This is a genomic window from Ruegeria sp. AD2(2025) (assembly GCF_056542385.1).
The window spans coordinates 20,845-46,255 of the sequence record NZ_JBQFZS010000014.1 but is presented as its reverse complement, the minus strand read 5'-3'; the positions used below and the strand labels follow the sequence as shown (position 1 = coordinate 46,255).

Sequence of the window (25,411 nt, the reverse complement as noted above, 5' to 3'; positions counted from 1 at the left end):
TATGGCGATTTCAGACGATCTCTTTCTCTCAATACTAGCAATGGATGCCTATAACCAAGGTTACGATGAAGGAATTCAGCATGGAAAAGACCAGATTGGCAGCGCTAGCGTTGACTTCGATTCGCTCGCACTGAACACCGATCCCAACAACCCTGACCGCGTTGATGAAGCTTCGAGTTTCTATGCGATCAAGTACGATATAGATTCAGGAGGTTCTTCTGAACTTGCTGGCGAAATGGTTATTTCGTACAGGGGAACCGATAGACTTGCCGTTGATGCATTCAACGGATGGTGGTTTGGAACGGGAGCTACGCTCGATACACAAGTTACTCTTGGTCAACAGTTTTACCGACTGGTTACGGGCAACGATCCGTTTCTAGTACGAGATAACAAGCAAAACGCAGCAGCGCCAGATGTTCCGAGCTATCCCATCCTGACAGGGCATTCTCTAGGAGGGGGCTTGGCCGGCCATCTTTCGGCGCTGACCGGTGATGAAGCCGTCGTTTTTGACAACGAACCATTCGGCGCATCTGCTCTTTTAGAAGTGATCAGACAGATCGGTGAACGCGGCTATTCCCTGGCTGATGCGGAAAAAATGATCAGTGGTGAATTGGCGCTACCGGATGGCTTGACTCTTCCTGACGCTGACAACGTAAAGAACATTTGGGTTGATGGAGAACTTCTCGAAGTAGTTCGAGACATTGCCGTTGCTGGGCCCTATGCTTTTGCCGGTTCAATTGTCGAGACTCTCAAGGCGAGTTTTGCGGATTGGGGTTTTGCGGATGATCCGCTTGCTTCTGATAAGATCATCTTGGCTCTAAGCCGAGAAGCGGCGGAAGTAGATTCCTCACTTCCAGCTGAGAATTCAGTGGAGTTGCCGGGCTTTGAAACTGGTACCCTGTTGCACCGCATTAGCCTGCACACGGGGCGCTTGCCTCCGATTTTTTTGTTCGCAAGAGACAACTACGGTCTTGATGGCGAATGGACGCTTGTATTCGATTCTTTTTCCCGGGCTTTGTTCGATGATGCAATAGGCGGCGCTGTTGGGTTCACAAATTCGGAGTCTGGCGGTACATCATCTGAAAGCGGGAAAATGGCGACTGCCATCGCATATTCTGCGCTTGACGGAAGCGACGGTCTTGTATTCGGAAATACTGGTATACGCGCGCTGTTTGATGATGCCGATGAGCTGGGCAGGATAGTTGATTCGACGGGGTTGACCCGGTTTCAAGAGTTCCTTGATCCAGGGACAGACGATCTGATCCCGCATTTGGCCGAGGCAATTGTCCAGTTTGCCGGTCAGATGGCTTTGCAAGAGGTCGACTATACTCAGATTGCATTTCAATACCCTGAGCAGGGAATCTTGTCATTCTCTGGGGGTGGCGAGCTAAACTCTCATCTTAGAATGGACGATGAAACGGCGGGCGCCGATCTTATGATCGTCGATTTGTCTTCGGCCCTTTGGGACATCAACAACGAGAAAGACCCTGACACAAACGAACCCCGTGGTTCTGGGCCTGAAGGTTTGACCAATTGGATCGAAGCGGCAATTCAGGCAACACGCGAAGCCGATCAACCCCAAACGCCGATTGCTCCAGGTGATGGATTGTTTATTGCATCCGGGCTTCCCGAGCTTTTCCAGTCAGTTTACGGAGATGGGGATAGTGATCGCCTATGGGGCAATCTTGGCTTCGCTGAAAAGTACATTCGGGATCTGCATCTCGCACTCGATAACACGCAATCTGAATACAAACTCTCTGAGGCGGAGCGCGCTGACGGAACTGCGCAGCGCGATACGAATTTGCGTTTTGACCAGACCGCCAGTCTTTTTGTATCTGCGGCGGTGGCGCAGACGGTCTATGGGAACAACGCGAATACCGTCTTTTTGCTGAGTGATGAAGCCGACGAAGTCCATCTCACTATGCGCGACGGAGCGGATGGGCCGGTATTCGAAGGCGGTGGTCAGGACATCGTATTCGGGCGCGAAGGCGAAGACACTGTCTACGATTACTTTGTCGGCGACACCAATCGAAACACTGAAAGTCAAGGAGGCTTTGACGATGTGTTTCTTGGCGGTGATCGGGAGCTGACCCCCATTGATTGGTTTCTTTCGCTGTTTTCAGAGCAAGAGCAGGAAATCGATACGATAAAGTACTCAGCTCTGCTTGATCCGGAGAATGAGAATAGCCTAGCTGAAAAAGGTCTGACGCTGCGTGAAGTAGGAACTGAGGAAATTGGTGGCAGAAATTACGTCGTCATTGGCCTCTCGGATCAAAACTCTGATAACACGCCAGTCCTTCGTGACCTGCTTAACAATGTCGAAAGGGTCGTCCTGTCACGTCGCAGTGACACGGCTCTCGTTTCTGATGAATGGCTAGCCACTCCTCAGTTGATTGACTTCGGCGGGTTTGCACCTGGAGCGATTTCGAAAGACGACTATGACGAATTGTCATTCCGCAGTCTCACAACGGGCATTGATCTTGTAAATGGCAGCGTCAGACCAAATGACGACACGCCTGAGGTCTATAGACCCGGTGACTTCGAGTCCGTGTTGCAACTGTTCTTTGGTACTGAAATTGCTGGCATGCTGCCTGATTTCAAGCCTTTGGATCAGGAAACACCGATCACTTTTACCAATGCTGAAAAGATCGAAGGCACAGATTTTGGAGATACGATCATCCAAAGTCCAGTTGGCATACTTGAACGTAATTTTGGGGAATGGATTGAAGAAAACACGCCCAGCCAGCTCGCCGAGATTCTTGGCCTTGGTGGAGATGATAACCTTGGGATATACGAGCCGATCTTTATTGAGCAAGGGGCTGCAATTCCGCGTGAGTTTGGCGGTAGTGAAAGTGGTCTAAGCATTGCAAAGACAGACTTGTTCTCGACGGTTGATGGTGGTGCTGGAAATGATTGGGTTATGGCGCGGGGTGGCGAACGTGCCGTTACAATCGGCGGTAACGGTCGAGACTGGATATTCAATACTTCTTATGATGGTGTGATCCATGGCGATACGTCCGACGGTCGCAGCCCGGATGGAAGTGACCTAGAAGGCTCAAAAAACAGCGACAATATTTGGTTCTGGCCGAACACTACCATGAAGGACCCGGCACCAAATGATGTGCTGAAGTTCTTTGGATTTCCGCTTGTGGGTGGGACAAATGACCTGGCGCTTGTAAGCGGGCCGGCCGCAATACTGGATGCCGTAACGGGTGCAAGCGGATTGGCGAACTTCCAAAGTTCCATATATTTTGACTACTTTCTTCCCTTTATTACTTACAGGTTCGAACGCAGCGAACGCGGCGATGGCACGTTATACGTGATCAATGAGCTAAGTGCGCTGAATTCATTGTTTTCTGACAAGGAACCGGTTCATTCCTTGTCAGATGGCACGCCGCTTCCGGGCGCCATGAAGTTCGAGAACTATCAAGATCGAGCGACGTTTTGGAGCGCGGGCTTTCGGAAAGGTGCGGAAGAGGACTTTCAGAACGCAGATAGCTTGGTTGATCTCGTTTTTGCCGGGGAAGGTTTTAATCCTGATGCGGCAGGCGACTTGGGCATGTTGTTTAAGAATGCCAACCCGCATCTTTCGAAAAACGCCCTGATTCCAGGTTTCCCCGGTGGCATCAATCGCTTCCTGCCGATGATCGACAACCTACTAACCTACGTGGGGGCTCTGAACCTCGCTGTCAAAGCCGCACGTTGGTCGACAGGCGAGGACCCGTTGATTCTCGACCTTGACGGTGATGGAAGCGAAACCATCGCACGCGAAGAATCCGGGGTATTCTTTGACACTGACGGCGACTTCTTCGCAGAGCAAGTCGGTTGGGTCGCGCCCGATGACGGGTTCCTGGTGCTGGATCTGAACGGCAACGGTCAGATCGACGACATATCGGAAATGTTCGGCGGCGTTGGTTTGTCGGGCTTTGAAGAGCTCTCCCAACACGACGAAAACAATGATGGCGTCATTGATGCGAATGACGGCGTCTATTCGGAACTTCAGGTCTGGCAGGATCTGAACCAGGATGCACAAACTACCGCAGATGAGCTTTCCAGCCTGGATGATCTGGGCATCCAGTCGATCTCGCTGGCAACGACCGAACTGGGTATCACCACGCCGCAAAACAACGAGTTGCTGCGTGAAGGCACTTTCACGCGCACGGATGGCAGCACAGGAAATCTTTTCGATGCGGCACTGGCTGCCGATCAGGTGAACACGATTTTCCGCGGTGAGCGTGGCGCTGCATCCTGGATACAGGATGATGCGATCTATTCAAGAGGCTTTGGACAAGTTGTCAATTTCGACATCGTCATGTCGAACGACTTCCGTGTTGGAGAACTGGCGCTTGCCGCCAGCGCGGCCATGGATACGCCCAACCTGAACGCGTTGGTTGAAGCCGCAGGCGAAACCTTGGGCCAATGGGCGCTCTCTCAGCCTCTGACGCGCGAACTCACGCCAGTGCTCGTCGACGATATGGGCGCGCTTGTTGATCGCGCCGTTTGGAATGAAGATGTGGATGGCGGCTTTTGGCAACTGGCCAGCGGCACTCCTGTGCAGGCAGCTGACGGCTCGACGATTGACCGTCCACAATTGTCCGACATCATGGCGCAGACCGTGAGCGCCGGAACACACTGGCAAATCGAACAGGTCTTCTCGCCCTCGGATCGATCAGAGCCGCTGAGACACCGTGATGAGACCGCCTATCTGGTCGAGGTTGTCGATGGGCGTGCGGTTGTTCTGGATTATGCCGTCAAAGAAAACGACATTTGGTCACTTGCGAGCGGCGCCGATGTAACCGCGCCGGATGGGTCGATCATCGCAGAACCAAGTATCGACGACATTGTGGCGATGTCTCCCGGCTCTGGCCGTGAATGGCGCATGGAAGAATTCGGGCATCAACCGCTTGCCGACCTGCCGGTTCCAACCATTGGGATCAATTTCATTGGTGGTGAAGCAGTCGACTACACCATTCTCGTGACTGACGAAGACGGCAGCTTCTATGTCTGGGCCCGCAACCTGGACCGGGCGCTGGAACTGCAATCGAAATACGGATCGGCGCAGGACTTTAACCTGCGCAATTATGAGATCGATTTCGACACGCTGGACGAGGTTGGCTCGGATGATAACAGCCAGTTCCGTGTAGAACTGCTAACGCCCGCGCAATTCCATTTGGCCATGCTTCTGGCCGGGTTGGAATTCCAGCCAGAGATGCTGACGGCTTCAATCGATGATGCTTCGGGTGTTCTGAGCTATACTGTCAGCCCGGAATTCGACACCGGCGTTGCGGGCCCGGACGGCTATGTCTCCGGCATTGAAATGATGTTGGACCTGCTGGGACCGGTTGCGGATCAATATGTATCTTTCAGCCGCGCCTTTGCGGTGCGTATGGCGTTCCAGGGTGGTCTGTCCGAGTTCGCGCAAGGGATCGAATATCAGCCGGATATCGACCGCTACACGGCAACAACAGATCACGAGTTGCAGCCGGTATTCGAGGCGATCTTCCAGAGTATCCCAAGCGGGTATGACGCGGCGCGGGATTATCTGAGTGATTGGAACGAGATTCTGCTGCAGGTCTATCCCGACTATGTGCCGTCGGGCGAGGGCAATGTCGCGGGCAGTTCTATCAGCGTGGACCAGGCCTTCATCATGCAGATGATGCTGCCTGCATTTGAGACGATCCCGACTGATCTGGATTTGCGGAGCGTGATGTACGCGTTGTCGCTGAACGAAAACCGCCTGCGTGATCATGATGCTGATGCTACGGAGGTTCTGGGCACGACGGGTGTCGACTACTTCCACATGACGGAAGGAGATCAAGTTTACAAAGGGGGTCGCGGCGCAGACTTCTACTTCCTCGGTCAGAACTCTGGGTCGGATGTCATTGATGACGTGGATACCGGGCAGCAGGATAGCCTGCGCTTGGCGGGTGTACTGTCCTCGGATGTGATAGCTGTGCGCGATGGAGAAGATCTGGTTCTGACCATTGCCGGACGCGATGATGTCATTCGGATCAAGGATCAGTTCCTGGGCGAGTTGAACCCGCTTCTGTCCAACGGATCCCGGTTGGATTCTGGCGTGGATACGATTGCTTTTGGTGACGGTGTGCTTTGGAATCGTTTCCAGATGGCCATTGAAGTCAGCAATCCGCAGGACAGCAACGATGTTGTGGTTGGGTCTGGCTCAGGAGATGTCCTGCGCGGAGGCAAAGGTAATGACGTTCTGCGCGGTGGTGCGGGGGGTGACTATTATTTCTACAATATCGGCGATGGTCAGGATGTCATTGGTGAACAACTGGCGGGTGTATCGGCCCTTTCTCAAGCAAGCTTTGGACCGATTCAAGCGGGGCTCGATTTCCTGTTCTTTGGAGAGGGTATCACGTCAGATTCCATCCGATTGCAAAGAGACGGGGATTCCGACGATCTTCAAATCTATCTGCTCGATGCGGACGGGATTGAAACTGGCGATAGCCTGTTTGTCGAGGATCAGTTCAATGGTGTATCGCTGAACCTTGGCGCAATCGGCGCAGCGGCTGGCTTTGACGGAGAATACATCTCTCCATATTTGATCGAACGGTTCGTGTTCGACAATGGCGAAACACTTGATTTCGAACAGATTGCGGCGCGGGTCATTGATGAAGCTGGCACATCGGGTGACGATGCAATCTATGGCCTGGTCAATGACAACACGCTCGATGGTCGCGGCGGTGATGACTACCTAACCGGTCTTGAAGGCTCTGACACTTATGTGTTTGGCCGGGGATATGGCCACGATGTAGTTCAAGACAATGATCTGAGCGTCAAAATCTTTGGAGAACCGACAGACCGCCTGCAGTTCAAGGACGATCTGCGGTGGAGTGATTTTGACTTTGAACGTGATGGTGGCGGCGACACGCTGACCTTCCGGATTTCAGGCACGCAGGAGAGAATTACTCTAACGGACTTTCTCGAGATCGTAGGTCCATTTGTCGGTTTCATAAACAAAATTGAGGAGATTGAGTTTGGGGACGGAACCATCTGGTCCTGGACTAAACTCCTCCAACATTACGTCGATATCGCCAAGACAGACGGTGACGATGTCATCTATGGCTTCAGCATATCAGACCGTATCGATGGCGGAGCCGGGAACGACACCCTGATGGGGCAGGGTGGCAACGACACTTATGTGTTTGAAAGAGGCTACGGGGAAGACACCATTGTTTCGCAGGGAGGTTTTGACCGGGTTGAGTTCAATGGTGTGAATGTTGCTGATGTGACATTTAGCCGAACCGATCTGGATTTGATCATTACCATCAACGATACGGGCGATCGTCTGATCCTACGCGATCAATATGTGCGCGATGAGCAACAGATTCATGCGGTAGAAGAATTCCACTTCGATGATCGGATCATGGTGTTCACGGATGTGAACGCGGAAGACATTGATCTGGTTGGAACCTCTGCCGATGAAACCATCACCGGGTCAAATCTGACGGAAACGCTGGACGGTCGCGGGGGGGACGATATTCTCATCGGCCGCGATGGTGGGGATACCTACAAGTTCGACGCAGGTTACGGCCAGGATGTGATCGTCGATGCGCAGGAGCGCGCATCGTGGCAAGATCGGCGTTTTGTGCCGAATATCACCCCAGATACCGTCGAGTTTGGTGGAGATATCACGCGCGACAATGTGATCTTTACAAAAGATGGCGATGATCTCGTCGTCTCTATCGAAAACCGCCCGGATACATTGCGTATTCGTGACCAGTTTGCTTCGCTGACCAAAGGCGTCGAGCTGTTCAGGTTCTATGACCGGACCGTGATGTCGATTTCCGATATCGAAGAACTGCTGCAGATTGCTGGTGGCAATCAGGGCGACAATATCATCGAGGGACTTCCCGATCAGGTCAACGAGTTGGATGGACGACAGGGTGACGATATCCTGCGGGGCGGGGATCTGGGCGATCTTTATGCCTTTGGTGCTGGATACGATCTGGACCAGATTGAAGAGTATGAGGATAAAGCGGGCTCTGTTGATCGCGTCATTTTTGGCGAGACAGTGCGCGCAGACAGTCTGGTTGTTCGGCGCAACGGGGACGATCTGCTCATCGATTTGGGCAATGGTGAGGATGTTCTGACCATCGTTGGCGGTTTGACGACTACGACGATTGAAGAATTTCTTTTTGCTGACAATACCACACTGACAACGGATGATTTCCGGGATCGTCTTCTTGTGGGAGATGACAGTGATAATCTGCTGGTCGGGTTTGACGGCCGAGATGATACTCTGGCGGGTGGTGCTGGTTCCGATGCTCTGGAAGGCGGGACCGGCGGTGACACCTATCGCTTCGGCTATGGCGATGGCGCGGATTCTGCACGCGATACCGGCGGAACCGACCGTATTGAGTTTGGCATTGGTATCGGGCAAAACGACGTGTCGTTCGCTCAGGTAGGTGAGGATTTTCTGATCACCCTGGAGCGGACCGGTGAAACTCTGGTCATCCTGAAAGGCGCATCTTCCAACAGCTCTGACTGGATCGAGTCGTTTGGTTTTGCCGATGGCAGCGAATTGACCTTGCAAGACGCCCGGGTGCTGGCGCTGCAAGCGCGCCAGAACAGCGGCATGGACAATATTGATGCACGTGATCTGCCAAGCGATATAGCGATCACGCCGGGTACCGGATTTGATAGCGTGATCATGGACGCGGATACGCAGTTGGTCTTTCGCCCCGGCGATGGCATCGACCGGGTGGTTGTGCCGACCAGTGCAGGTGACGCACGTATTGCGTTGGATGATTTGACAGTCGCTGACATCGAAGTGCGGGTAACCCGCATTGGCGGAGACGACCTGACGTTGTCTTTCCCGCAAACCGGAGATCAGATCGTTCTTGTTGGTGCCCGGAGCGCGGCCGTCGTGCCGGTGATTGCCTTTGCGGACGGAACTCAATGGAGCAAAGCTGATCTTCTGCGTGCTTTGATTGAGGGACAGCAGACTGACGGCGACGATGTTATCTTCGGGACTGGTCAAGCTGATTTGATCGAAGGTGGTTCCGGCAATGATGACATCCGCGGCGAGGCGTCGGATGATCGGTTTATTTTCAAGCGTGGGGATGGCCAGGACGTTATTGCCGACCTGTCCGGCACGGATACGTTGGAAATTCGCGGTTATGACCCTGATCTCTTGCGGGTCAGTTTGCCTGTCAACGGCTCATCAGCGTACGGCGTCGATAACCGTTTGGAGCTTGTACTGCGATTTGACGGTACCGGGGACGAAATTGTCCTGCGCTACGACTCGGATCTGAACGGGGTCGACGTTGTTAGATTTGACGATGGCACCGAATTCACGCGCGATACACTGATCAATATGGTGATCGGGCAGGGGAGTGAATTTGACGACGTCATAACCGGGACAGATGCAGACGATACTATCGAAGCCGGAGGCGGAGACGACTTTATCGAAGGAGAAGGTGGAGACGATACCTATATTTTCCGCGCCGGGGACGGGCGTGATGTCATCCTCGAAGGCGGTTCACGCTACGATATAAATACCTTGCGGCTTCCGGATCATTCTGTTGCTGATCTTACTGCGATCGCGATTGAAGGTGGTACCGATGTGATTCTGCGCCTGCCGGAGGGTGACGAGGTCTATTTGCCATCTGCGCTTAGTACCTATGGCCGGAAGGTGAATCGGATCGAGTTCGGCGATGGTACGGTATGGCAAACCAGTGACATTCAACTCGCGACCGAAAGGTCGATCGTGCCGGGACTCCCGCGCACGATAGTCGGGTCTAGCGGTTCGGAAACTTTGGAAAGCACCGCGCTGTCCGAAACGCTGAAAGGGCTGGGCGGCAGTGATACCTATGTTTTCAGCCGGGGCGGTGGAATAGATGTCATCGAGTCACAGCCTGCGACCGGAACAGTGAACACTCTGAATTTACAAGGTTATGACTATTCCGATGCAATTTTTGAGCGTTCTCCGACAAGGCCGATTGATCTGGTTATCCGGTTCGAAGGATCGGAGGATAGGGTGGTCATCCGCGATGCGTGGTATGATGGCAGTTCCTCCTCTTCTTATGTGGGCGGAGTTTGGATCACGACGTATTGGCGTCCCATCCAGACATTCACATTCGACGACGAAACAATTTCTCTTGAAGATCTTGGGGAACGGCTGCTTACGCCGCAGCTTACGGTCGGCGATGATGTCGTAGAAGCGACCGGGCTGAAAGAGACGATCGAAGCCGGAGCCGGTGATGACGTCATCGGGGGCGACATCGCGGGTGACACGATCATATTTAGCCGAGGCGATGGGCAGGATACGATACAACCAAGCGCCACCGGCGGTCGCGCAACATTGGAAATCCGAGGCTATCTGGCATCGGAAGTAACGGTTAGCCGTGATCTATATGCCCAAAAGGGATATGTTCTGACATTCGACGGGACAGACGACCAGATTGCGCTTCTTGGCGATGGTCGAACTACGCTGGGTGGGGTGTTCGCCGTCGAGTTCGAAGACGGAACCTATTGGACGTCGAGCATCCTGGACAATCAAGTGGCTTCTACACCGCCGCCCCAGGGAACCGAAGCGGCCGATCACTTGATTGGAAGCAACTCTGATGACCGTTTTGAAGGTTTCGGAGGTGACGACTATATCGAAGCTGATGCCGGTGAGGATGTGATTGTCTTCCGGCGTGGAGATGGTGTCGACACCATTCACGGCGATAGCTATCCGGGAATTCGGCTGGAACTTCCGGATCTGCTTCCGGCCGAAATCAAGCTGATGAGAGTCCCGGTGAACTCGGATGCCGCAGGCGCCTATGAGCCATCTATCGAACTTCGCGTCATCGATAGCGATGACCGCATTTATATGTTTGATGTCGAATCCGGGCTGGAACAGATCACTTTTTCAGATGGCACTGTCTGGAACGCATCTGACATTCGCAATGCGTATGAGGATTTCCCAGCGCCCGAAGGCCAGACGCAGGAGGTTGTATTCGATTTTCGGGAAGACGTTCATCTCTCGACCGCGGCGGATGAGTTTTTTAGTATTGAGCCTGAGTTCTATGAGACCGATGGGCAGGTTGAGTTTCGCTACAGTAGAGGAGATGGGCACGATCTGATCTCCTCTCCGGTGATACTCGGAGATGCAGCAAACCGCGTGCGGTTTGGCGATATTGCATCTGATGAAGTCGATTTGAGGGTTTTGCCATTTCATTCACCCCTTTCGTATGGTGGCGGTCGGGACCTTCTGATCACCTTTGGATCACTGAATGATAGTTTGCGTATTGTTGGTGCAAGTGGTGGGTTTGACCCCAGCGGCGTGATCGAGGTCGAGTTCTCTGATGGCGTCATCATGACGATGAGCCAGTTGCTGGCGCAGGCGGAAGCGACGGAGTTGGCCGATCCGCGTGTCGTCTCGGGAGATTTCACGTTCGTTCGAGGAACGCATAGTGGGTCCTATTGGGCCGAATTTGCCAGTGCTGACGGTCCGATCCTGGAAGAGGATGGCCCGTTGCCACCTCCGGGTGATGACATTGTGATATTGCCGCCGCCGGGAGGTGGATACCTCGAGCTCACGTTGGAGGATGTGCTGCAAAGCGAGCTTTCGGTCGAGATTCGCGCCGAAGAGGCCATACTCCACATCGCGGCGAGATTGCCTGATGGGAGCGACGCGTCGTCGATCTGGTTGGGTGAAACCGACAATCTGGCTTCATTGGACGTGGTTCTGGATGATGGGACGGTCCTCTATGAACCGCAATTGCGGGCTTTGATCCCAGTTCCACAGCCTACGGATGGCGACGACGTGATCGCGGCGACGGGCTTCGATCCGGTAACGCTTGAAGGACAGGAAGGTGATGACCTACTGACTTCCGAGTCCCTGGAAACCATCTTTGTATACACTCGAGGTGATGGTTCTGACCTTATCTCCGCCCCTCAAAATCGCTCTGGCACGCAGCAATACAACGTTCTTGAGTTGAAAGAGATCGACGCAAATGATGTGCAAGTGCTGCAGCATGGTGTTGATCTGATCATACGTATTGCTGAAAGTACTGACGGCGCAGGTGATGGAGGTGTGATCCGTTACATCAACGGGTATTGGGTCAATCCCTACAGCGGCTCGGCACCCGACTTTTTCCCACGCCTCGGCACCATTCGTTTCGATGATGGCACCGAATGGGACGGGGCGGAAATTGCCAGCCGGGCTGCATTCGATCTTGGAACGGATGGCGACGATATCGTCGAAAACCTTGTGGGCGACCAGATCTATGAAATGAAGGGCGGGGATGATGTCGTTGTCTCCAGCGATGCCAACAACACCTATATTTATCGCAACGGCGACGGGTTTGATGTCTACTCCGAAGCGGGCCAGGATCCGGATACGCAATCCGGTGAAGCAGGCGAAGATGTTCTGCGCTTGCCGGACTTCCTGCGCAGTGACATAAACATCCGCCGTGATGGTGATGATCTGGTGATCGAGATTATTGCCGACCCGGCACGTGGCATTCAGGCGGGGTCGATCACACTCAAAGATGGGTATCTGAATTCCCCAACTCAGAATCGACTGATTGAGCGGATTGTTTTCTCTGATGATTCAGAGGCGCTGATCGCAGATGAAATTCAGGCGCTTCTGACGGCCTCGGCAACGTCGGGTAATGATGTGCTGCGGTCGTCTGGCCTTCCAGGCCTCCTGGAGGGAGGCGCAGGAGGGGATGTGCTGATTGGTGGCGCCGCCGCCGATACCTATCGCTATTCAAGGGGCGACGGGCACGATGAAATCCTGGAGGCACGCCAAATTGGAACAGGGGTTGTTGACCGGCTCGAGTTCAACGGGATCAATGCCGACGCGGTAGACTATGAGGTTACGCCGCTTGGATTGCGGATTCTGATCGCTGAAAGTTCTGTAGGCGCGGGAGATCATGGGTCAATTCTGGTGCATGGCATGTTCGCCGGAAGTGATCCAGATTATCAGTCCGCGTATTTCGGGACTGGCCTGGAATTGATCGTGTTTGGGGATGGAGCAGAGCTTACGCTCGGAGAACTGTCATCCAGACTTCTCGCTGCTCAAACGACGCCGTTTGATGATCGCCTCGCGGGTTCGGCCGGCGACGACACGTTGGAAGGCAAGGGCGGGAATGATCTGTTGATCGGACGCGGCGGTGACGATTCCTATGTCTATAATCGTGGTGATGGCATTGACAGGATTCTGGATGACGGAAACTCATCGTCAGACACGTTGTATCTTCATGGCATAGATCCGGCAGCGGTCACGTTAAAAAGTGGCTATGATGACAGCCTGGAGATTGTCATCGCAGAATCCGTGCCCGGTGCGGATGATGCCGGACATATCACGTCTGTCGGATCGGCCCGCTCCTATGGCAACACGGGCGTCGACCGAATTGTCTTTGACGACGGAACCAGTTGGTATCGTTCAGATTTCGCGAACCTGATCAGTAGCCGCGGGGCAACGGCTGGCGATGATCGCGTGACCGGAACAGGTGGTGCAGATACCATCGAAGGCTTGGGTGGCAACGACCTGCTCCAGGGTGGTTATGGGGCAGATCTCTACCGGTTCAGCGCAGGTGACGGCTCCGACATCATCGATGATCACCAGGGGGCTGCGAACCGCATTGAAATCTCTGGCTACGCTGCCGATGAAATCAGCTTCGTACGGCGCGGCATAGACGGACGGGATTTGATCATTCAGCTCGGGACTGCTGGTGACGAAATATTTGTCATCAATGGTGTTGATGACGGTTTGTCCGGCTCTTCGATCTCAGAAGTGACGCTTACAGACAGCGGAACGCGCTTCACGGCTGCACAAATTCGGGCCGCCCTTGTGGAAGGTCAAACGACATCGGGCGATGATGTTATTGTTGGAACGCATGAAGCAGATGTCCTGTCCGGTGGGATTGGGACGGATCTGATTGATGGTCGGGACGGTGATGACAGCTATACCTATCGGTCCGGCGATGGTGATGACCGTATCGCTGATACAGGTAACACTTGGGATGATGTTCTGCACTTGCCGGATCTTCTGCCTGAAGATCTAGCTTATGTTCTGCGGGCCGGGGCGGACAGTCTCGATCTGGTTTTGCTGTTCAGGGACAGCCGCGATCGCATCATTTTGGAGAATGCTCTCGCAGCCGATGCCCAAGGCGTCGAGCGGATTGAATTTGCGGATGGCACGATCTGGACCCGCAATGATATGCGTGCCGAAGCTATCAAACACGCTCAGACGGAGTATGCAGAGCCCGTCGAGGGATTTGCTGGAAGCGACACGTTTGATGGCAGTGCGGGAAATGACACGCTATCCGGTGGTGCGGGAAGTGATACCTACTATTTCCGCCGGGGGCACGGCGAAGACACGATTGTGGAAACCGACCACCAGGGTTTGAGTCTCGACAGGATTGAGTTCCCGGACTTTGTCTCTTCTGAAGTATCGGTCGCCCGGTTGTTCAAAGGCAGCGACACAATTGTTCTGACCTTCGCAAGCTCCCCTGACGACAGCCTGACCATTACGGATGCCCTCGCAGGTGGCCGGGCAGGGATTGAGCAATATGCCTTTTCGGATGGCATTGTGTGGACCCCGGCGACTTTGGAAACCCTATTAAGCAACAATGCGCCGGTCGTGACGGATGACGGCTACTTCTCGGCAACCAGTGGTGAGGCGTTGTTACTGGATTCCAATGCGCTTCTGAGGAACGACTTCGATGCCGACGGCGATACACTGACAATCATTGCAGTGGACGGAGGCGAGGCAGGATTTGCAGAGCTTGATGCAGACGGCAACGTGATGTTTACGCCGGACGCGGACTTCTATGGTCCAACGCGGTTCTCTTATACTGTGTCTGACGGACGCAATGGAATCAGTGTCGGTTATGTTGATCTGAGGGTCCGTCCGGTTGCGGAAGCGCGAAACGATGATGGTTTTGAAGTCGATGAAGACGGTTTCCTGACTATTGATTCAGTGCGTCTGTTGTCGAACGATCTTGATGGCGATCGGATGATTGTCAGCCAAGTCTTTGGTGCTGAAAACGGCAATGTGAGTCTGGCGAGTGACGGGCAGATCACTTACACGCCCAACGCCGATTTCAATGGTATCGACAGTTTCACCTATGTCGCCAACACGCCGGAAGGTGGGCGTGCCGAGGCAGTTGTCACGATCAATGTGAGATCTGTAAATGATGCGCCGGTGGCACAGGACAATACTGGGTTTGAGACGGCTGAGGATGTGTCGTTCCAGATTCTTGCAGCCGCTTTGGCCGTGAATGATACGGATCCGGATGGTGATCCGTTGATGGTTACGTCGGTTACCAGCAGCGCTGATCTGAATGTCACGCTCACGGATGATGGTCAGATTCTTGTGACACCTCGGGCATATTTCTTTGGCGATACTTACTTTGAGTATACGGTCGCTGATCCCGAAGGTTTGACATCGTCGGCGCGGGCTTATGTCACAGTCACGCCGGTCAATAATGCACCCGAGCTCAATCCGGATACGTTCAACACGGCTGAGGATAATCCCCTGATTGTCAACACGGTTGATCTGTTGGCGAATGATATCGACCGCGATGGTGATGCGTTGACAGTCATAGAAGTGCGCGGGTTCAACAGTTACGGAGGGCGCGCGGATCTGCTCGACAACGGAACGGTCCTGTTTACGCCATGGGCGAACTTCAACGGGACCGGTCGCTTTGAATATGTTGTCAGTGACGGGCAGGGTGGCACAGCCATCGGTATTGCCAATATCGAGGTGGAAGCCGTCAATGACCGCCCCGTAGCTCGTGCGGATCATTATACGAGCTCTGCTTTTGAGAACATTTTGCTAGGCACTGAAGACGTTCCACTGGAGATTGCGGTCTCTGAACTGATGAAGAATGACTACGACGTCGAAGGCTTGGCTTTGACGTTCGAGAATGTTTCCGAACCCGCGAACGGCTCAATTGAGATCACCGATCGCGGCACGATTATCTTCACGCCGGATGCGGATTTCTGGGGCGAGGCGACGTTCAACTATCTGGTATCGGATCCGGAAGGTGCGGTCAGCGATGCGACGGTCACGCTGTTCTTTGAGAATGTTGGGGACGCACCACCGGTTGCGGGTTCTGACAGCATTACGGTTTATGAAGACGTCCCGATTATCATCCCGGCTGATGTCCTGCTCGCAAATGACACCGATATCGACCGCGATCCTCTGCAAATTGTCGGCTGGCGTCCGCTCAACCTGCAGGAACAACTTCAGATCGGGCCGTTCACAGGCTCACTGGAACGGCTTGCGAATGGTGACTTCCAATACACGCCTGCATTGAACGAAACGCAGGAATCCGGGTTTGTGTATTTCGTGAGCGACAATGCCGACGGTGTATCGGAGGGTTTTGTCAACATTAACATCATACCGGTCAACGACCAGCCGAGCGCTGTTGCCGATGATGCCGGGTCCACACCACTGGATGTTCCGCTTGTGGTGCGGATTTCAGATCTCATGGCGAATGACTTCGATGTCGATGACGGCGGAGTTGTCTCGATCGCAGAGCGGTCCTTCCAGTTTGATGCGGTTGGGACTGCGACGGTTGGCACCATCGAGCGGCGTGGCGACTTCCTCGTATTACGGGTGCCTGAAGGGTATTCCGGCTCGGTCGAGTTTACCTATACCATCGTGGACGATGAAGGTATTCAGGATACGACAACCGTCACGGCGGTCGTGGAAGATAGCTATAACCGCATCCTTACCGGTTCCAACGAGATTGATCTCCTGATCGGCACGGACCTCGCCGAAACTATTGAAGGTCTGGATGGCGACGACATCATCGAAGCTCATGACGGAGGCGATGTCATCCGCGCGGGTGCCGGGGACGACGATATCCTTGCCGGTGATGGGGATGACCTGATCGATGGTGGCGATGATGCAGATACGATTGATGGTGGCCAAGGTTTCGATACCGTCACCTATGCTGCATCTGATGTTGCTGTGCGCGCAGATCTGGCCTCACGTCTGGGGCAGGGCGGTCATGCCGCTGGCGATATCCTGACCAGTATCGAAGGGCTGATCGGGTCGGACTGGAACGATAGCCTGTCAGGCGGACTTGCGGACAATCGTCTGGAAGGCGGCCGTGGTCACGATCTTTTGGAAGGGCGCGGCGGTACTGACACACTGCTTGGTGGCGCAGGAGATGACACCCTCGTTGGTGGCGAGGGAGCAGATGCGCTTGACGGCGGTGAAGGGTCCGATACGGCGGATTATCGCGGTTCCAGTTCGGGAGTGGCTGTTTCTCTGGTCGATGGCTCGGCTTCCGGAGGAGACGCAGAAGGCGATACCCTGACCGACATCGAGAACCTCTTTGGATCTGATCAGGACGACGTGCTTGCGGGTTCTGATGAAGAAAACAGACTGTCGGGCGGTCGCGGGAATGACGTGCTGCGCGGTCTCGGCGGGAACGACCTGCTGTCTGGTGGCCGGGGCGCGGATCAGCTGTTCGGCGGCGAGGGCATTGATACTGCTGACTATACTTTGTCAGCCGAAGGTGTGACCGTTGATATGCAGGACGGCAGCGCTGGTGGCGGCGATGCAGAAGGCGATGTCTTTGATAGTGTCGAAATCATCCAGGGGTCGTTCCATGATGACACGATCCGCGGTAATGCATCCAACAACACACTGCGTGGCGGGCGCGGCGCGGACGTCATTGATGGGCGAGGCGGCTTTGACACTGCGGATTTCTCGACCGCCGATGAGGGCGTCGGTGTCAATCTGGCAACCGGTCAGGGAACCGACGGCGAAGCTCTGGGCGATACCTACGCCAATATCGAGGCCCTGCGTGGTTCGGTCTGGGATGATACCTTTGTCGGAAGTGCGGCGGACGAGCAATTCGATGGCAACTGGGGAGATGATCAAATCTCGGGTGGGGCCGGGTCCGACAGCTATGTCTTTGGCTATGACAGCGGCACTGATCTGGTGATTGAAGCCGGGGATGCGGCTGACACCGACCGCGTCCTGTTGGCCCCGGACATCGCGCCAAAAGACCTCTCGGTCATTCGCGAGGGTGACGATCTCCTCTTGGAGCTGGAGCGCGACGAGGGTTTCCTGATTGATACACTCCGCGTCCGCGATCACTTCCTCGACACCGAAGCCGGAATAGAGGAAGTCGTGTTTGCCGATGGGACGATCTGGGATCGCGATCAGATTGAGGCGCTGCAACGGGTCGGCCGCTTCAATGCGGCGGATGATATCTATCGGCTGGCGCTGGAAGATGTCGAAGCGATTATCGATCCAAGCTTGCTTATCGCAAACGACGTCAGCGAAAATGCGGATGGCATCGCACTGATTGCTGTTTCCAACGCTGTCAACGGTACTGTCAGCATCACACCTGAAGGTCAGATCTCTTTCCTGGGCGACCAGGACTTCAACGGAGATGCGTTCTTCGACTACACGCTGCGCGATCAATTCGGGCGCGAAACCACGGCCCGGGTCGAAGTTAACGTTGCACCTGTCAATGATGCGCCGGTGGGTGTGAATGACGGCATCTTCACCGGAACGGAAGACACCGTTCTCCGTATTTCCTATGCTGATCTTCTGGGGAATGATTATGATGTAGACGGTGATCCGATAACCATTCTCGACTTGACGCCGATCTATGACGATAACGGGGATGCGCTTTATAAAACGCGGCCCGGCCTGGGGTCTGGCCCGTTCACGTCTTCGGGTTCCAACGGTATCCTTTACGCTGACGGAACCTATGTGTATTTCCTGCCAAAAGGCGATCACTTTGGATTTGCAGGGTTCCGCTATGTGGTTGTGGATCCAGATGGCGCGACATCAAGCGCGGATGTAGAGCTCTATATCGAGCCGGTCAATGATGCGCCCCGCAGTGGCCGGGACGAGTTCACTATCCGGCTTGAACGCACCCATGAAATCGCTGTCTCTGATCTGATGGAGAACGATTTTGACATCGAGGATGATGCGTTCTCTTTCGATGGTGTGCATTCTGCAGTCGGTGGTTCGATGACCTACGATGCAGACCGGGGTGTGATCGCGTTCACGCCTGACGCTTTGGGTGCGGCAGGATTCTCCTATGACCTTGTCGATGAACGGGGCGAACGGAATACGATCAATGTCGATCTGACGGTCATTCCGCTCAACGATGCACCGGTTGCACATGATGATGGACCATTTACGACGCTTGAAGATCAGCTTCTGATTATCGATCCCGCCGATCTTCTTGCCAATGACACTGACAACACCGATCCGCTGGATGAGGTGCTGTTCCTGTCCGGGCTCGACCGGTTCGCTGAGAACGGCAAGGTTGCTCTGAATAACGATGGGTTGATCGAATTTACACCACGTTCGAACTATAATGGCGATGCGGGGTTCATCTATCAGGTGGCCGATGGAAACGGTGGCTTCGATACGGCCTATGTGAGTGTCACCATCTTGCCGTCCAATGATGGCCCCGTGCTGCGTGATGACATTGCGCAGGGTCTGGAAGACCTACCCATCACGGTCATTCCGGGTGAGGTGTTTGGCAATGACCTGGATCCCGAAGGCGATGTGATCTTCTTTGAAAGCGTGTCCGTACTGGGTGTTATTCAAGAGGATTTCTCTCAGCGTGGCCTGGTCGAGATTTCCTATGGCTTCAATCCGAATCGACTGGATGATGCGGTTGTTGCAACGGTTACGCTGTCAGATGGTAACGCGCTGCCGGATGGCTTGGTGTTCGAGGCTGCGACCTTGATGCTCTCAGGAAACTGGCCCGCAGATCTAGTTGACCCTGTGGATCTGGCTTTGACGCTGACCAATCCCGCAGATGGAAGTTTCTATGAATACTCTGTCACTGTGGATCCGACTACAGACCTTACGAATGGCCTGTCGCTGGCACCCCAGATGGCTCTGTTCGATGTCAGTGCAGGGGTGTTCTCGCTGCAAGCTGCCGGGAACCAGCCGCTTCCATCCTGGCTGGACTTTGATGCGGACACATTGGAATTGAGCCGGGTTGGCGAAGTTCCGGCAGATGAAACGGATCCGGTCCGGTTGCAGTTGCGCTTTGATCCTGAGCCAGAGGTTTTGCCGGATGGCACCTATGCGCATGGCCGACAAGGTTTTGCCATTGAAGTTGTCGTTGATCCGCAATCCGATATCGATCCTGCACTGAATGAGCTGTTCGGTAATGATGCCTTTTTTGCTGGTCAGGGTCTTTATGCTCTGCCCATTGATCCGGTGGAGACCCTTGAAGCCCAGACCGAAAACGGTGCACCGCTGGCAAACTGGCTTGGGTTTGATGCAGCATCCTTCACCTTCGATGGTACTCCGCCCTCAGTCTTTGTTGGCACGCCGCCAGTTCGCGTCAATGTAAGTGATGGCGCGATCAACTATTCGGTCCTAACTGAATTGCCGGTAGATGCGATCTATACTGTCGCACACACCAGTGGTTTCTCGACCATCGTGAATGGGGATCGCTTCGAGCTCATCACGCCGGAAGATTTCAACGGCCAGATTGTGCTGCGCTACCATGCTGCCGACGAAAAGGGAGGCGCGTCTGAAACACCTGCCGAAATCGTTGTTAATATCCTGCCGATGCCGGAACTTCCGACGGCGGTGCATGACCAGATTTCGGCGACAGAGGATGTGGTCCGCCTGTTCACTCTTTCGGATCTGCTTGCAAATGACTTTGACGAGGATGGCGACCCGATCCGTGTCATTGAAATCGAACAACCACAGAACGGGACATTGGACGTTCTGTTGTCTGAGCTGACACTTGTGACACCGGTGGACCCGGCCCTGGCATCAGGGGATACGGTTGCGGCGGCCCTGTCGAATGGTGATCCACTGCCGTCCTGGCTGTCGTTGGACACTAACACAGGCATCATCAGTGGTCTGGTGCCGCTGGATGCAGCGGGCCCGCTTGAAATCGAAGTGACCGTCAGCCGCGCGGATGGTACCGTTGAGGCTCCAGTTTCCGTTCAGACGAGTCTTGATGGCAATCTGGGTGTTCAACTCAGATACACGCCCAATACAGGCTTCAATGGGCCGGATAGCTTTGCCTATACGATCACCGATGATCAGCAAGGAACCGACAGGGCAGTTGTGACGTTTGAAGTTGCACCCGTCAACGACCCGCCAACTGCGGTCGAGGATCGCGTCAGCGTACTTGAAGACAGCGTTCTGGTCATCGATCCTGCAACGCTTACGGCGAACGACACCGATCCCGACAATGACCCGCTGAGCGTTTTGTCCGTCAGCGACGCGGTCAATGGGACAGTGCAGTTTGACAATGGCGTCATCACCTTCACACCCACAGCCAACTACGATGGCAGTGCCAGCTTCACCTATGTCGTCTCCGATGGCACCGACGGAACGGATCAGGGGCTTGTCAGGGTCAATGTGATCTCGACCAATCAGCGTCCGGACGCGGGCACCGACAGGTTCGTGATCGACGAGGACACACCTTTGACAATCAGGGTCAGCGATTTGCTGGCAAATGACAGCGATGCCGATGGTGATCCGTTCTCCTTTGTCAGCATAGATCGCGATATCGAAGGCGGGCGCACGTTTATTCTGCCCAATGGCGATATCCAATTTGTGCCTGATGGGGACTTCAACGGCGAACTGACTTTCACCTATCGGATTTCCGATGGCCGCTTGACCGGTACCGGTTCCGTGGTTCTGGATGTCACCCCAGTCAATGATGGCCCGCGCCTGATTGATGATCCGATCATCAATGGAACGGAAGATACGCCGCTTATCATCAATATGGCAGATTTGCTTGCCAATGACACGGATGTTGAAGGTGATGCCTTCTCGGTGGCGCGAGTTTATGACGCGGATAACGGTACGGTGTCGCTCGACAACGGTATTGTCACCTTCACGCCGCGCGCGGATTATTTTGGCAACGCAGGCTTCCGTTATGTGGTGACTGACGCGCGTGGAGCGGAATCTGAGGGCTATGCAGAAATCTTGCTGGCACCGGCAAATGACCTGCCCTTTGCCGTCTCGGATAGTCTCAGCACCAATGAGGACACGCCGCTGGAAATCTCGGCAGTTGATCTCTTGGTCAATGACCTGGATGCGGACGGCGATACTTTGATGGTTGTGTCTGTCTACACCCGAACGACGATCTTCGGAGGCCCGACGTTTGATACACCGCTGACCCAGCTGGACAATGGGAACTGGTTGTTTGTTCCTTCCGCAAACGACTTTGGCGAGAGCCAGATCTTCTATCAGGTGACAGACGGAAATGGCGTTCCTGTTGAGGGCTCAATTACCATTGATCTGCTGCCAACACCGGATGATCCAATCGCTGCGGATGACAGTTTCTCAGGCGTGGAAGATCAGCCTCTTACCATTCTGGCATCGACGCTTCTGGCAAACGACAGGGACCCGGATCAGGAGGCGCTGACGATCACGTCTGTTTCTGCGGCACAAGGGATCAGTGTTGACTATCGCCCAACGGGCGAAATCGTAGTCACACCGGATGCAAATCTCAACGGAACCACAACATTCGATTATGTGGTCAGTGATAGCACCGGTCGAAGCGATACCGGGACGGTGACCATCACCTTCGCCGCACGGAATGATGCGCCCACGATTGCGGATGTGTCTCTGTCCGGCATCGAAGATACGGCGTTCTCGGCAACACTGGATCCGGCGATTTTCTCGGATGTGGACGGAGATGCTCTGGCGGTCGGGTTGCGCGGTGCAGGTGGTTTGGCCTTGCCTGCCTGGCTCAACTTTGATCTGTCGACTTTGACACTCTCTGGAACCCCGCCGCAGGACTTTAATGGAGACGTTTTGCTTGAGCTGACGGCGTTCGACGGCACAACTGAAACGGTGGAGCCGGTCACACTGACCATCGCATCAGTCAATGATGCGCCGACCATTGCAGATGTTCCGCTTCAGGGAGTTGAGGACCAACAGCTCGACATCAATCTGGACCCTGCACTCTTTGGGGATGTGGATGGCGATCTTGTATCGGTTGACCTGCAGTCTCGCGGCGGTACAGCCTTGCCGGCCTGGCTGATGTTTGATCCGCTTACCCTTCATATAACGGGACAACCACCTGCCAATTTCGACGGACTTGTCGAATTGCAACTGGTCGCAAGCGATGGAGAGCTAGAGACGGCTCGCAATATCGATCTGACGATTTCGTCGGTGAATGATGCGCCAGAGATCGGTGCGATATCGTTGACGGGCACAGAAGATCAACCGCTGAACATAACCCTTGATCCTACGGTCTTTAGTGATGCGGATGGGGATGTGCTGACAATTACGCTGCGCGGCGCTGGGGATACCTCACTGCCCGCTTGGATTAGTTTCAACCCTGCTAATCTGACGCTGATGGGTACGCCACCAGCGGACGTCAATGGCAACATCGCAATGGAACTTGTTGCTAGCGACGGCACAACCGAGACCGTGCGGGCTGTTACGCTGGTTCTGGCTCCGGTCAATGATGTGCCCGAGGCGTTCAATGACCTGATCGATATGGGCACCGACCTTACGACCACTCTGACCATCGCGGACCTGTTAGGCAACGATGTGGACGTTGATGGGGATGTGCTGTCTCTCGTCTCGATCACCGGAGGCGATGGGTTTGATGCTGTGATCTCAGATGACGGTACCATCACAATCACTCGTGATCCGCGTTTGGATGGGCAGGTTGTGTTTGACTATGTGGTCACGGACGGTCTGCTGCAAAGCAATGGTCAGTTGATTGTTGATCTGGCTGTTGCCAATCAGGCACCCTTGATTGGAGTGATTGACACGCTGCACAGTGACGAAGACGCTGAGATCGATATCCCGCTTCCGGCAGACGCTTTCACTGATCCGGACGGTGACGTGTTGTCCTTCACCCTCGCGCGGGCGGGGGGAACCGCATTGCCTGATTGGTTGGGCTTTGATGCCTCAACCATGCGGTTGATAGGTGTGCCACCCGTGAACTTCACAGGTACGCTGTCGCTGCAAGTGACCGCCAGCGATGGGCAGCTTTCGTCGACGCGGGCCTTTGATTTGGTCATCGACCCGGTCAACGATCGACCGATATTGACCGTGCCACTATCAGACAGGTCTGCGATCGAGGACACACCGTTTGAAATCCAGCTGCAGCAGGGGATTTATACCGATCCGGATGGGGATGCCCTCAGTTTTGCTCTTACCCAGAGCGATGGAAGCGACCTTCCAGACTGGATTAGCTTCGATGCCAATACCCTGACTCTGACTGGGCAGGCACCAGCTGACATGTTCGGAGATTTTGGTCTGCGTTTGGTCGTCTCGGACGGGGTGTCGTCTATTTCGGATGATTTCAATCTGATGATCGCCGGAACACAGGATGCACCCGTCCTGATTAACCCGTTGCCGGATCTCGACACCGATGACACCGGGGCGCAACTGCGCACCAATACACCGTTTGCGATCTCGCTACCTGACGATGTGTTCTCTGATCCAGATGGCGAGCCCTTGATGTTCGCGGCCCGACTGGCGAGCGGAGAGGAGCTTCCGGATTGGCTGGTGTTCAACGGATCCAGCTTCTCCGGGTTGGCACCAAGTTCTGCCGCAGGTGCGATCGCTATTGAACTGATCGCAAATGATGGTTCCGATACTGTATCGGATGTGTTCACCCTGACCTTCGAGAGTTTCAATACGGCTCCAATCGTGACGGATGACGCGTTCACGGTTGAGATTCCGTATGCCTTGAGGCTTGACCCTTCAGCACTGTTGCAGAACGACGTTGATCCGGACGGCGATGAACTAGAAATCGTCAGCGTTGGTTCGGCGGATCATGGGCAAGTAAGTTTCGAAAACGGTGTCGTCGAATATCTCGCAGATTTCGACTACGAAGGGACCGACCAGTTCACATACACTGTGTCCGATGGTGAAAACACCGCAACTGCTACCGTATCTGTAACAGTACAGAATGAGTTCGATGATGCACAGGTCGGTGGAGACGGAACCGATATTCTCTTTGGATCAAGGGGAGATGACTTGCTCATTGGAGGTGCTGGCGGGGATGTGCTGCTGGGACGCCGCGGAGACGACTATCTGGATGGAGGAGATGGAAATGATCTGCTCTTTGGTGGCCGGGGTTCTGACACTCTTGTCGGTGGTGCTGGAGAAGACGTGCTCTTTGGCCAGGGTGGCGACGATGAGTTGATCGGGGGCACGGGCAATGACAGCTTACTGGCCGGTCGTGGTCAGGACACGTTCCGGTTCGAAACTGGTGATGGCCGTGACACAATCTATGGCTTCCAGGGCTCTGTAACCCGCAGAGGCAGTTTCATCGCCGGCGATAATCTCAAGCTTCGTGTGGAAGGGATCGACAGTTTTGACGACCTGCTGAATGCAGCGAGCGAGACCGATGGCGGGGTGTTGTTTGATCTGGGCAACGGTGATGAGATTTTCCTCGCCGGAACCCGTCTTGCAGCTCTGGATAGTGACCAGTTCACGTTCTACTAA

At 54.5% G+C, this 25,411-nt stretch carries 1 protein-coding gene; it reads left to right on the top strand.

Going from position 1 to position 25,411, the window contains the following annotated elements; genetic code table 11:
• Position 1 precedes the first annotated feature (1 nt).
• Positions 2-25,411, top strand: a complete 25,410-nt coding sequence (locus ACR1XV_RS19755) for a tandem-95 repeat protein (protein WP_480534512.1) — start codon at positions 2-4, stop codon at positions 25,409-25,411.

Bases quoted from the DNA above. Each gene is read 5' to 3' on its own strand.
- ACR1XV_RS19755 (WP_480534512.1), top strand. From the start codon at position 2: ATGGCGATTTCAGACGATCTCTTTCTCTCAATACTAGCAATGGATGCC.